The following is a 13,731-nucleotide window of genomic DNA, read 5'->3' on the forward strand; positions in this document are numbered from 1 at the left end:
TAATGAATAACCAATATACTATTGCTTTATTAATAAATTTCCCAATAATTTTATTGCTGTTACAAAAGTGAAAAGCGTCTAGTCCTGTATATACTTATAAGGAGTTAGACGCTTATTCGCAAGATGATGCAATTTATATGACTTTTAGAGTTTTTTCTTTACTTCTATTAGAAGATTTGTCCTGTGCATAAACTTTTAAAACAGATCCCTTTTTTTGAGCTTTAATTTTAACTTTAAAGTTCCCTTTAGAGTCTGCATTTCCTTCTGCAATTTTTTTAGAATTATAGTAAACGAAAACTTTAACATTGCTTTCTGCCTTACCACTTATCATTTTACTCGTATTCGTTATCTTATTTACAATAGGTGTTGCTGGTGGTGTTCGATCTAAAACAGTAACTTGCTTACTTTTGCTTTGATTTCCAGAAGCATCAACAGCATAAACAGTTAGTTTAGTACCAGCTTTTTGTTTAGCGATCTTAATATTGTAAATACCTTTTCCAGATAAAGCTGATCCGATTAATTTAGATCCTACTTTTACATATACTTTTACATTACTTTCTACTTTTCCATTAACGACAATCGATTGATCTGATACAAGGCCTACACTTGAAATTAGTGGCGGTGTTGTATCTCTAACAATTACCTCAGTTGATTTACTAATATTCCCATAATGATCTATTGCAACAAACGTTAATTTCACACCTGCCTTTTGTTTCGCGATCTGAATTTTATAGGTTCCATTTGAGTTCACAATTGAGTTACCAATCTCTTTGATCCCGATTTTCACTAAGATTTTAGAACCCGCCTCCGCTGTTCCACTAACCGAAATAGCTTTATCCGTAACTTCGTACACTTTTGGTGGAGGAGGCGATGTTACGTCTTTTACGAGTAATGTTGTTTCATCACTTTTATTTCCTGCAGCGTCTGTTGCTACAACACTTACTTTCACTCCCGCTGCTTGGCGTGGAATCTTCAATGAGTAGATTCCATCTGTTCCGGCTGATGTAGTTCCAAATACTTTTTCGTCTACTTTCACAGTGACTTTGGTATTAGCTTCCGCTTGTCCACTAACCTTTGTCATTTGGTCCGTTAATCCGTCCACCTTCGGTGCCTCCGGTGCCGTTACATCTTTCACGGTAACAACGGTCTCTACACTCGTATTTCCAGCTAAGTCTGTTGCTATAACACTCACTTTCACTCCCGCTGCTTGGCGTGGAATCTTCAATGAGTAGATTCCATCTGCTGCTCCAGCTTTTGTAGTTCCAAGCATTTTATCGCCTGCTTTCACGATCACTTCGGCATTTGCTTCCGCTTGTCCACTGACTTTCGTCATTTGGTCCGTCAGTGCATCCACCTTCGGTGCCTCCGGTGCCGTTACATCTTTCACGATGATAATCGTTTCTTCACTTGTGTTTCCAGATAAGTCTGTTGCTATAACACTCACTTTCACGCCCGCTGCTTGACGCGGAATCTTCAATGAGTAGATTCCATCTGTTCCGGCTGATGTAGTTCCAAATACTTTTCCATCTACTTTCATAGTCACTTTGGCATTAGCTTCCGCTTGTCCACTGACTTTCGTCATTTGGTCCGTCAGTGCATCCACCTTCGGTGCCTCCGGTGCCGTTACATCTTTCACGATGATAATCGTTTCTTCACTTGTGTTTCCAGATAAGTCTGTTGCTATAACACTCACTTTCACGCCCGCTGCTTGACGCGGAATCTTCAATGAGTAGATTCCATCTGTTCCGACTGATGTAGTTCCAAATACTTTTTCGTCTACTTTCACAGTCACTTTGGCATTAGCTTCCGCTTGCCCACTGACTTTCGTCATTTGGTCCGTTAGTGCATCCACCTTCGGTGCCTCCGGTGCCGTTACATCTTTCACGATGAAAAGCGTTTCTTCACTTGTGTTTCCAGCTAAATCTGTTGCTACAACACTTACTTTTACACCAGCTGCTTGACGCGGAATCGTCAATGAGTAGATTCCATCTGTTCCGGCTGATGTAGTTCCAAATACTTTTCCGTATACTTTCACAGTCACTTTGGCATTAGCTTCCGTTTGCCCGCTGACTTTCGTCATTTGATCTGTTAATACGTCCACTTTTGGCGCTTCGGGTGCTGTCACATCCTTCACGGTGACTATTGTTTCTTCGCTCATATGTCCAGACTGATCTGTCGCTACAACACTTACTTCCACACCGGCTGCCTGGAGTGGAATTGTCAGCGTAAAGTTTCCATCTGCTCTAGCTTGTGTAGTCCCAAGTGTTTTATGGCCTACTTTCACAGTTACCTCAGCAGTTGCTTCCGTTTGGCCACTGACGGTCGTCATTTGATCTGTTAATACTTCCACTTTTGGTGCTTCAGGTGGGGTAATATCTCTAACCCATTCTTGAATTTCCTTACTTCTATTTCCAGCAGCATCAACCGCCACAATAGTAACTATAGTATTAGCACTTTGTGGAGTTATGATCACCTCAAACATTCCGTATTCGGAAGTTGTAGCTGTTCCCAGAATACTTGAACCAGAGGTTATTAAAATTGTTGAATTAGGTTCTGCCCATCCAATTACAGTGGTCGAATGTTCTGTTAAATCATTTATTAAAGGACTACTTGGTGCAGTACCATCTTTAACAAGTACTTTTGTTATCTCGCTAATATTTCCTGATGTGTCAGTAGCAGACACAGATAAAATATCACCAGCATACGGTACCATTATAGGGATGTCAAAATTCCCTTCGCGATCGACAAGTCCACTTCCGATTATCCACATTCCACTTTTAAACGAGACTGTAGCACCAGGTTCTGCTTTACCTTTTGCAGTTAAGGTTTGATCAGTTATCTTATCCACAGTAGGGGCAAGTGGTGGAGTTTTGTCTGAAACCACTATTTCTTTTACGGCACTCATATTTCCAGCAAGATCTACTGCATAAACATTTAATTTTGTTCCTGCAACTTGTTTAGAAATCGATACATTATAATTTAAATAATATCGTTCAAACCGAACCGCCGGATGTAAAGTCGCATCTGACATGCCTAAAACCTCTGAACCTTTTTTCACTATAATTTTAGCTCCACCTTCAGCACTTCCAGTTACTTCTTGTGTTTGATCTGATACATCATCCACATTGGGAGATAAGGGCGGTGTACTGTCTAATGCTACTGTATTTGATTCTTCACTAGTTATTCCATTTTTAATGGAGGTTAGACGCATTGTATAATCCCCACTGTATATAGGATTAATTTCAAATTCACCAGTTGAATCTACAAAAATCCACCCTTGTTCCGTTCCAACTTCATATGGGCTAGTAGGATAGTAAAAATAGTTAAGGAGTGAACCAGGTTCAGCAAATCCTTTGACAGAAGTGCTTTTTTGAGTGTATACACTTGTTAAAGTCGGAGCTTTAGAAGGTAACATAGAAGGTGTATTCTCATGAGGACTGGATAAATAAGAATCAAAACTCACTGTATTATGTACTCTTAAGTCATCATCAGCATCATAAATCTTTTCTGAGATTTTCGATTTAATATTTGTATTCCAAAAGTTATTTTCTATATTATTAATTTTTGAAGATCCATAAAGTTTTACAACATCATTTTCTTCACCTAGGAAGCTATTATAATTAAAAACAATATTTTGCTCGCCAGAAATATTTAACTTATAATTTTTTAAAAAAACATTATTTATGAACTTCGAATTATTTGAAACTGAAATTGGTAGGATATTTGCAAAAATATTTCTTTCAATTATGGCACCATCACCGAAAAAATATGAATAACCGTTATAATCATTAAAATAACCGTTGTAATCATTAAATTGAGGTGTAAAGAAAGATTGTCCAAATGAATCGTCAATCCAAGAATCTTTTAAAATAAATGAATTTTTTATTCCATAAGGAATATCAAAACTACATTTGAATAAGTCACTATTCGAAATAGTCATTTTACCATTTCGTAGATAGTCTCCTCCCTTCAAATTAACACTCATTAATCTTACTTTTTTATCCTTGCTACCTGACACTTCTAATTCACCAAATACAGCAATATCTTTTCTATTCCCAATTACAGTTACACCAGGTTCTATTGTGAGTTTCCCACCAACTTGAATATTATCTACTAAATTATATGGTGACCCTTCTTTAGTCCATATAGTGTCTGTTCTTAGTAGGCCTTTAACATCTGTGCCTTTAGTAGCATCGACCTCATGATGAATGCAAAAAACACATACAAATACAGCTAAAAAAATAAGTTTTTTTATCATATTATATATTACTCCTTACAGGTAATTTAAATTATCGTCCATAGAAAATGTAAGTTTAGAGAATAACTAATAACTCCTTGAATCACATCTCTTAACATCCAATTACAAAAAGATGTTTATTGTTCAACTGCTACAAACAATTTTGCTTTCTTTATAACGCCTTTAATTTGATATTTTTTCATTTCGTTTAGGAAAGATTGTGCTTCTTCAATAGTCTCGAATCTTGTAGCACAATCTAAAACTCCATCTAACACTTTGCCTTCAAAAATACTGTCATCGACTACATATAGTCCACCATATTCATCAGTGCTTGTTTGAACAACATAGTGACTATCATATTCTTCAATATCGCGCATATTTTCTAATAAATTCTCTTCCATATTCTATTCCTCCAATCTTAGTTCTAATAATTAAATCCCGCGTCCAAAGAGTATTAGCAGTAATGCAATCATTAGAATTTTTTCATATTTAAATTAGCTCTCTATTGCGCGATTTGCTCATTTTTTTAGAATCTCAACCGCTGCCACTCTTCTTCAAGATGTTGATCCAAAGCTTGAATGTCTAATACGTCGCCTTTTAAAAAGACGCGAACTTCTTTTATAGAGGCATACATAAATCGACTCCATGCAACATAATTCAATCGGGTTGCAAATAAAATAGGGACATTATTACTTCGGAGATATGCATCAATACCATCTGTTAAGCATAGAGAGCCTTGTCCAACTAGCAGCATTTTTCGAAGAGTCGGCTTATTTCCAAAGGGAAGTGACTCTATAAAACTTTTTTGATGATAAAACTTACTTTTTAGTCCCCATAATAAACGAATAATTAATTCATTTAGCACAACTGGAACTGTCATTGCTGCTCCAAAACGAGCATCATATCCTTTTTCAAACACTTTAGTCGAGAACTCTGCAATCGTCAGATCGGCTCCGTTATGTTTTATATTACCGACGTTTGCAAATTGAAATACTTCAAAAAACGGAAGAGGAATCCCAGCCCCTCTTCTACCATCTAAATGTCCCCTCGTGCCACTTGAACCAGATATATCTGACAAGAGGTGTCCTAACCAGTTTGAAAAACCAGCAAATAGTTTAGATAAAATCGTTGCACCCACTAACCTAGACGAACCGTCTTCTTTTGGTTCAAGTCGAAGTAGCTTTCCATCAGATACAAAACTAGCTTTTCCAGTGAATTGATCAAGAATTGAAAAGAATAATCCTATGATATCTGGAGCATGTGCAAGTGATTTTAAATGATGATCAGTTGGACGCATGTTTAGCGATTCTCCGTTCATTTTCAAATCACTTGCATAGCGGGCATCGTAATTTACTTTAAAACGTCTCTCAAGATAACCAATGGCACTAGCAATTGAGTCGGGCTGTGTACGAATGTTCGATCCGTTTGCTTTATCGTGATTCCATACCATTTTTGAAAATTTAATAACGATTTTATCGACTTTTTGATCAGACCATTTCATAATTTTACTATCGAGTGGAGATCCTACAAAAAAACTATCGATTAAACCGGCTACAAGACCACTAAACGCAGCAATCATATAATCATAACGATCACAAGATTCATTCTTCAGGATAAATTCCTCACGAAACGTTTTTGCTATCTCTGCTTTTTGTTGAGCACTTAACAAATCTGCATATGGATTTTCGTGTGCAACACCCTTCTCGATCAAATAGGTATCAATCCGCTTTGAAAAATCATTCCACGATTTATCTGAAATAGATAAAGGCTGTAAATCATCATAATCAGGAACAATAAGTGCAGAAAAAGAATGTTGTTCCTGTTGAATTTGATGTCCGTTCATCAGCATAGTTGCTTGAGCAAGTAAATGATCTAGGGCTTCACTTTGATCATGTTGAAGGTGATCTAAGCTTTCAATGTTTTTATTCACGTCGCTTAGTCTTTGTTCTGCCGATACTACTTGATGATTTTGTGCTAATAATGCTTTACCTATCTCATTCCATTCTTCATCTAATTCTTTCATTTGATCACCGATCACCAAACAAGTTTTTTGCAATTCGTTTCGCACTTCCAGTAACCTCAGCAACTCCACCACTTGTTAATTCGAAATAGCCAATGTTCTCAAAAGATTCTTGAAGCATTTCTAAATCTTCTAAACTTAGATTTTCATTTATTTCTAATTTTCCGTTTTGTGTTTTATTAAAGCTTTCAAATGTTTTTTTATAATTCTCACTCAAAGAATTCAACTTTGAAAGTTCTGCATTCTCTTGAACACCACCCACTAAAACAAATCCTTGATTCATTTCTGGAGTTACTTCAGGGGTTAGTGCTTCCATAGATTCAGTAACTTCAGTTGTATAGCACTTAAGAATAAACTCACGAATTTTTAACTGTGTTGGTTTAGGTGTAAGCTCTTCTAAACGGTCAGTACTTAAAATTAAAGGAAGATGCGTAATCATCTGTTCTTTTTGAGATTCATTTTGTTTTTTAGCACTAAATCGAGCACTTTCACTTAGCATCGTTAACATACTAGATAATTTATTGATTTTTTCTGAGTTTTCGTTTCCTTTTTGAATAGCCGCAACTAATGCACGAGATATTTCATTAATATCTTCTAACAAGTAATCGAGTGTTTGTTGAGAATTTCGAATGATTTTTTGAAGCATATATTCACGTTGTTTATTATTTTCTATATCTTTAATACCTGTGATTTTCTTTAATCCTTGATAAGTACCTACACCAATTAATACAATAGCTCCAATTCCTGTGAACATACTTGAGAATCCTAAAATCCCACCCATACCTAATGTAGCTAGTCCAGATGTAAGACCTGCTGCACTCAAACCAACAACAGAACCAGATAAATAAATCGCTGTAAGTGGCATTCCAACAGCAGCAGCTTTTGCAGCGATATCTTTCATCGACTTAACAATGTCAGAATCGTTTTTCCGGAACGTTAAAATATCTTCATCATTCTTAATTGCAGCACAAATCAAATCGATTTCTTCAGATTGAATCGAAAATTCATCTCTTAATTGTATAAGGAATTTATTTTCTTCCCATGTCTGTAAACTATTTTTTAATTTATATAAGTATAAGAGATCTTTAAATAGTGATTTTTGAACGATAGAAAAATCGATGGAAATTGACTTCTCTTTAAGTTTTCTAATTAGAAACATAGTCTCTTCTTGATCTTTTACCGATCCAATATAAGCTCTTAGTTTTAAACGGTATTCTGAACTAAGATGAATGCGTGTAACAAGCGACATCAATTCGCTATATTCTTTAGCATCGACCTTACCATCATCAGACATAGTAAAATTAGCTAACACTTTTAAATAAGAAAGCTTATATGTTTCAGACATATCCGCTAAAGGTGTGATTTGCGATACATTTTCAAACTCTTGAGTCTCTTTCAGAGCAATAATTCCTTCAATTAATTTAACGAATTTTTCAATCGAATAATCATGTAATTTATTTGTCAAAATATGTGTTGTGCTCTCAGTAGTCAGAATAACGTGAAGCTGTTCTTTTTCTTTATCTCCTTTTACAATCTTTTCGCGATCTATTCGAATTTCTAGTAATTCTTTATACAGAACAACGATTGGTTTTTCAAACATTGGCTTAAAGTAAAAACAGTCGCCTAAAAACAATAATCCATCCTTAGCATTTTTCAATAATGTTGAATCGTGTAATAAAATCACATGTTCAGGAATAACACCATTCGCATAAGACTTAATAGCAGAATTTAATTTCTTTTCAGAGATATTTGGTGCAATTTGAACATCACTTCCGATTAAATTAGAAGCATTTTCTTTTAAAAATTGTGCAATATTCATCAAGGTTTCCTCCTAAGTAGAAACGATACAGATATTATTTTTCCATTTTTTATTTTTTTTAAGTATTTATGTATTTATTATACAACCATTTACCATAAGAGTAGATTATTATTTTAAACCCCTTATTATTTTTTACAGGGTTCAAAATCAAACTATGTAAGCAAATCAAAAAGCATGTCCTTTATTTAAAGAACATGCTTCAAATTCTCTTGAAATGATATTAAATTTATTTCTCTTTTACAGTTAATTTATTCTATAAGAATAAATTAGCTCAGACTGTAGACAAACCCTCATTTCCACTTGGAAATGAGGGTTCGTCTTATGTATACGTAAAAAATATGACACTTCATTAGGATTCCGACTGGAATCCCATGACCAATTGGCCAATTTTTTGAGGTTCAGGGCAGCAAAAGTGAGCATTGCCTGCATCGTCACTTTTTTTAACCCGCGGTAGCGAGTCCAACGCATGCCATGCTTTTCTTTCGCGTCCGCCGATTGTCTCTTTTCGTCGGGCATACAGCTGCCTATTAACCGGTGTGTGGCGAAGGTGCTCGACTTCGTCGATTGCATCTTGCCAGACATGCCGATGAATCACTTTCTGCATCGTCTGACTTTTCGTACACCGTTCTAGAAATGGATAAGTTTCACAGATCTTTGGATCTGATACGTACTCCCGTCTTCCTTCCCGTGTAGTTGTTCGATAGACAAGCTGCTGATCATTTTCACAGAGATAGCAGTCGTAATACGCATCATAATAGAAGGCATTCGTTTTGAACATACCCTTCACCCCTTTGGGGCGGGTGTAGGGGAAGACTGGCAAAATACGCTGTCTGAGAAGTAAGTGTGCGATGGGGGCGGTTTTATAGGCGGAGTCTGCGACGACTGCAAACGGGACGGTAAACGGTGGATAATGAGTTCGAGCAAGGGCTTTAAAATGATACTATCGTGAATATTACCTGGTGTGACAATTGTCCCGAGGACAAAACCATTCCGATCACATGCTGTATGAAAGGAATAGGCGAATTGCTTTTCACGCTCCCCCTTCACGTAATATCCTGACTCAGGATCCGTGGTACTCTCTTTCGTCAACCGTTGATCATTCTCGTCCTTCTTCTTGGGGGTAAAACGCTTTTTTCCGTGCGCCTCACGATCATCATTGATTTCTTGTTCCAGTTCATCTTGATAAAAACGTGCTGCACGACTAACATGTTTCTTTTTATATTTCCGCTTATTCGCATTTGCTTTGACGTGTGTCGAATCGATAAACAGGACCACCGGGTCCACGAATCCAGCATCGACGCCTTGGGTCAGAATTTTGTAGAAGATATCTTCAAAAATCGTCGTGTCTTGGAAGCGTCGGACATAGTTTTTTCCGAAGGTTGAAAAATGAGGAACCTTTTCATCCAATCCAAGTCCTAGAAACCAACGATAGACGACGTTCGTTTCGATTTCTTGGATCGTCTTCCGCATAGAAGGAATACCGAATAAATATTGAAGGAGAGCCATCTTGATTAAGAGAACAGGATCTACGCTAGGTCTTCCGTTATTTTCACAGTACAACTTTTCAACAAATGGATAGATGAATTGAAAGTCCATCACCTGATCGACCCTGCGGACCAAGTGGTCCGCAGGAACCAATTGTTCGAGTGTGACCGTGATGTTTTCAGAACGATGGTGTTGATTTCGTTTTCCCATCATGGGAAACCCTCCTTCGTGGTATATTTCTTTTATTTTATAATATGAAAGAAAGCTGGAAAAGCCTCGATTTCCGATCTAATCGCTTCCTAGTGGAAAGCAAACAGGAGCGACCCTGCAGCGAAGCGAAGCGATGTTTGCCACAGGAAGACGATTAGGAAGGAAAGAGAGAGCAAAAAAAGATGGGAAATCACATTCAAGTGACCTTCCATCTAGTTTGTCTACACGCTGAGACTAGCTCTTTTTAGGGCTAGTCCGTTTAGTTCATTTGTTCACTTTCAGGAATCAACTGTTTAATCAACAACGTCTTCCCACTGATTTCTTTTGGAATTTCCGGGACCGCTTTTAAAAGGACATCCATTTGTCCACCGAACAAACGCTCTAACACGAAGTATAACTCCTTTTCATGCTCTTGTTTAAAGCAACGTTCGTCCGGTACGTACAACATCACAACTTCATCCGCGTCTTCTTGGATGTACTGGACTCGTTCGATACAATTCGGGAACCGCCGCACGATTCCAGCGAGTTCCCCTTCAAAGATTCGATGCCCATTTTTCAACTGGATATAACTTCGTCCGCGTCCGTCAATCGATGCGATGATCGGACCACCATGCCCACATGGACACGTCTCGTGACTAAGCGTCATCCGGTCACCAATCCGGTAGCGGACAAGGGGCGTACCATGTGTATCAAAACTCGTCACGAGAATTTGACCGTCTGCTTCGACTTCGATGATACCCATCTCATAATGGAGATGTTTTTTACCGTAGCGGCATTCGGCGACAATCGGTGCCCCTTCGGACGAGGCGTACTGATCAAAGATTGGTGCATGAAATACTTCCTCGATTAAAGCACGTTCGTCCCGTGTCAACATTTCAGCCGTCGGAAAAATCGCCTTCGGACGGAATGTACAGTCGACGGCATGTTTTTTGGCGTATCGTGCAACCTCAATCATTCCCGACGGTAAACCATCAATCGACACTGGATTAAATCGGTTCAATTGTTCGATGTAAGCGGGAATTGTCAACGGGTTAATATTCTTAATTGAAAAAAGCATTTGATTGATCGCCTTATTCATCCGCCAATAGACGGGTGACTTTTGTTGTTCTGCCGCTAATGTCTGTCCCGTAAAACTCGCCCGGCGCATTCCCTGTTCAATTCCATGCGTCCATTTGAAATAATCGAGGTGCGCCATCCGGATTTGCATGTCCTCTCTCGTATAATGGACTTGGATCGATTTCCCGGTCGTCCCGCCCGTCTTTCCAAGAATCGGCGCATGAATCCGCGCATGGACGTCGGCATTCCTTGTCCGTAGCGTCTCTTTATCGAGCAAGGGAATTTGTTTTAACTCTGACAACTGCGCAAGCGGAAGCTCAATCCGGTTCTTATCGAACAACTCTTTGTAGTACGGGCTATAGGCCTGACAAAACAGTAAAAACTGATTCAGGCGGGATAATTGCTCCTGCTCGGGATCAATCGATTGCCGTTCTTTCCGCTTCAATTCTTCGAACCGATTACGGTAGGCGGACCCGTAACGTTCCTGGTACAAGACCCGTCCGTAAAGCGTCGTTAGGATATTCTGAATGAAAATCGGTGAATGGAAATAAATCGATTCTTTGAGTTGCATATGTTCACTCCCCTTCCTCATCATTCGACGCGCGACTTGTCAGCAGCCACCATACCTTCCCTGTTACTTACATCTTATTTCCAGTCCTACCGCTAGACAACCAAATCTTAAGACATAAGCTTAGCTTTTATTTAGATGCTGTTTTACATTAATAACTTCAGTTCACAAATGTAAGTTAACGGTCCTTGAAATGACAAAAAAAGATAACCGAAGTCCATCTGACAACGGCTATCTTCTTTAGTGTACTTGCATGTTTTGATTTCCGAATGACCGGATTTGGATGGCTCCGAGGACGAGCTCTAACTCCGTTTCATCTAACTGATCGATGATCTCCATGATCGTCAACGTCGTCCTGCCGTTATACAACTGAACGAGTAATTGACGTTCGACATCGACCGTTAAATCTTCGACAGGTTCCGCTAATAATTCTTGGTAAAAAAATTCACCCGTCTCCGGAAAAAAATAGTCACTGAACAATTGCATAAGCGCTAGATTACCCGTCGCTAAAAATAAGATTGATTGAAAAGAATACTTTTTACGGTTTCGTGCATTCAATCGCTTCAATATCATTTGGTAACGTGTATGATGACGTTCGTCCAAAAAACAGACAGCATTCATATCCGTCTCCCTCCCCTAAAAAATGATACTGTCCATCCCTCCAAAACAGTGCGCAAATCTTCTTTATTTGTTTTCCCTGTTTTAAAAAGATGAAGCATTTGTTTTTAACTATAACATTCGTTTGATTAAATCGCAGGACGTTTGGGTAAATCTTTGTAGTAAGCAGCTAATGAGGAGGAATTGACATGACGCAACCACGTAAACGCCTGGCACTTGCCGGTGCGACAGGATATATCGGACATAATCTATTAAATGAATTGAAGAAAAAGTACGACGTCATTGCCTTGTCTCGCAATGGTGACGACAAGGAAGATGAAGCGAATGTCGAATGGCGGTCGTGTGACCTTTTTTCGTTAGCGGATACGACAGCCGGATTAAAAGGAGCAGACATCGCCATCTACCTCGTCCACTCGATGATGCCGTCAGCAAAGTTGACGCAAGGCTCATTTGAAGACATGGACTTGATTTTAGCCGACAATTACGCACGCGCTGCAAAAGCAAACGGCATCCAGCAGATTGTTTACTTAAGTGGCATCATTCCGGACGAGACGGAAAATTTATCACGTCATCTTAAAAGTCGCCTTGAGGTCGAGCGCGTCCTCGGTGCATACGGTACACCGGTCACGACGATCCGCGCTGCGCTCATCGTCGGTCCGAAAGGGTCTTCGTTCCCGATTCTGTCAAAACTCGTCAAACGACTTCCCGTCATGCTTCTCCCGCGTTGGACGCGTAACAAAACACATCCCGTCGCGCTACCGGACGTCATTCATGCGCTCGGATCTAGCGTCGACCGCGAGGACCTCAAGGATCGTGCCATCGATATCGGCGGTCCGGAAGCGATGACGTACAAGGAAATGATTTTGAAGACGGCGGAAGTAATGGACAAAAAACAACCGACCTTCGACTTACCGTTGATGACCGTCAAATTATCGCGGCTTTGGGTGACACTCGTCTCCGGAGAACCGAAAGAAACCGTTTATCCGCTCGTCGAAAGTATGGTCCATGAGATGGTGGCGGATCCCGACAAGATGGTCGAGGGCATCAGTGACGGAAAAATTTCATTCGAGCAATCCGTACGGATGGCGATGGAAGAAGAAGAAGAGTCGAAATCAAAAAAATCAGGAAACTCTTCATCGAGTAAGAAATCACAAACGCTTGATGTCCGGTCCGTCCAACGTGTCCGTCTTCCAGACGACCGGAACGCGAACTGGGCTGCCGACAATTACGTCGATTGGTTATCGACGTTCGCGAAACCTTTTCTTACATCGAAGACAGCGGAAGAAACGGTCGTTCGGATTCATGTTCCGTTGCTTGACGCCCCGTTGCTTGAACTGACGAAAGAACCGTTCGAAGACGATCAACAGGCAACGTACCGAATTACAGGCGGCTTGTTTGCTCAAGTGAAAGAAGATAGTAATGGACGCATCGAGTTCCGGCAAATCCCGGGTTCGCAAGAGTGTATCATCGCGATTCATGAATATGTTCCCGCATTACCATGGTTGGTCTATAAAACGACCCAGGCGAATGTCCACCTCATCGTCATGTATCTCTTTAAACTGCACCTGCTACGCTTGATGCAGACGACAGAAGAACAGCCGGACGAATCAGAAATGATCGTTCCGGAGCCGAACTGAATCAGCACTGTTTTTAGAGGCTTCTCACGATTCGTGAGCGCCTCTTTTTTCGTGTACAACCGTAAGATGACGAAAGCAAAA

General features: G+C 39.4%; 7 protein-coding genes and 1 pseudogene. 1 reads left to right on the forward strand and 7 read right to left on the reverse strand.

The window, feature by feature from the left end; translation table 11 throughout:
* Nucleotides 1-133 precede the first annotated feature (133 nt).
* From P403_RS16245 to P403_RS0101045, 7 genes and pseudogenes are all read right to left on the reverse strand, one after another.
* The gene (locus P403_RS16245) at nt 134-4,258 is read right to left on the reverse strand and encodes an Ig-like domain-containing protein (RefSeq protein ID WP_051667271.1); all 4,125 of its coding nucleotides are present in this window, start codon (nt 4,256-4,258) and stop codon (nt 134-136) included.
* A 116-nt stretch (nt 4,259-4,374) separates the two neighbouring features.
* The gene (locus tag P403_RS0101020; protein WP_029330352.1) at nt 4,375-4,638 is read right to left on the reverse strand and encodes a hypothetical protein; all 264 of its coding nucleotides are present in this window, start codon (nt 4,636-4,638) and stop codon (nt 4,375-4,377) included.
* A 125-nt stretch (nt 4,639-4,763) separates the two neighbouring features.
* Nucleotides 4,764-6,260 carry a hypothetical protein gene (locus tag P403_RS0101025; protein WP_029330354.1) on the reverse strand — a complete coding sequence of 499 codons (1,497 nt, stop codon included), beginning with the start codon at nt 6,258-6,260 and terminating at the stop codon, nt 4,764-4,766.
* Between the two features lie 4 nt (nt 6,261-6,264).
* Complete coding sequence (locus P403_RS0101030) at nt 6,265-8,076, reverse strand: hypothetical protein (RefSeq protein ID WP_029330356.1); 1,812 nt, start codon at nt 8,074-8,076, stop codon at nt 6,265-6,267.
* Between the two features lie 243 nt (nt 8,077-8,319).
* Nucleotides 8,320-9,774: pseudogene (locus tag P403_RS16960) on the reverse strand (IS1182 family transposase).
* Nucleotides 9,775-10,030: 256 nt separating this feature from the next.
* Complete coding sequence (locus P403_RS0101040) at nt 10,031-11,398, reverse strand: phenylacetate--CoA ligase family protein (RefSeq protein ID WP_029330358.1); 1,368 nt, start codon at nt 11,396-11,398, stop codon at nt 10,031-10,033.
* Nucleotides 11,399-11,635: 237 nt separating this feature from the next.
* The gene (locus P403_RS0101045; RefSeq protein WP_029330360.1) at nt 11,636-12,016 is read right to left on the reverse strand and encodes a hypothetical protein; all 381 of its coding nucleotides are present in this window, start codon (nt 12,014-12,016) and stop codon (nt 11,636-11,638) included.
* 185 nt (nt 12,017-12,201) lie between these two features.
* Between P403_RS0101045 and P403_RS0101050 the strand changes: the two genes are divergently transcribed.
* Nucleotides 12,202-13,650: an NAD(P)H-binding protein gene (locus P403_RS0101050; RefSeq protein ID WP_034800752.1), complete on the forward strand. Its 1,449-nt coding sequence runs from the start codon at nt 12,202-12,204 to the stop codon at nt 13,648-13,650.
* Nucleotides 13,651-13,731 lie beyond the last annotated feature (81 nt).

Origin of the sequence: Exiguobacterium oxidotolerans JCM 12280, assembly GCF_000702625.1 — a bacterium.
GTDB classification, from domain to species: domain Bacteria; phylum Bacillota; class Bacilli; order Exiguobacteriales; family Exiguobacteriaceae; genus Exiguobacterium_A; species Exiguobacterium_A oxidotolerans.

Bases quoted from the DNA above. Each gene is read 5' to 3' on its own strand.
- P403_RS0101025 (WP_029330354.1), bottom strand. From the start codon at position 6,260: ATGAAAGAATTAGATGAAGAATGGAATGAGATAGGTAAAGCATTATTA.
- P403_RS16245 (WP_051667271.1), bottom strand. From the start codon at position 4,258: ATGATAAAAAAACTTATTTTTTTAGCTGTATTTGTATGTGTTTTTTGC.
- P403_RS0101050 (WP_034800752.1), top strand. From the start codon at position 12,202: ATGACGCAACCACGTAAACGCCTGGCACTTGCCGGTGCGACAGGATAT.
- P403_RS0101040 (WP_029330358.1), bottom strand. From the start codon at position 11,398: ATGCAACTCAAAGAATCGATTTATTTCCATTCACCGATTTTCATTCAG.
- P403_RS0101020 (WP_029330352.1), bottom strand. From the start codon at position 4,638: ATGGAAGAGAATTTATTAGAAAATATGCGCGATATTGAAGAATATGAT.
- P403_RS0101045 (WP_029330360.1), bottom strand. From the start codon at position 12,016: ATGAATGCTGTCTGTTTTTTGGACGAACGTCATCATACACGTTACCAA.
- P403_RS0101030 (WP_029330356.1), bottom strand. From the start codon at position 8,076: ATGAATATTGCACAATTTTTAAAAGAAAATGCTTCTAATTTAATCGGA.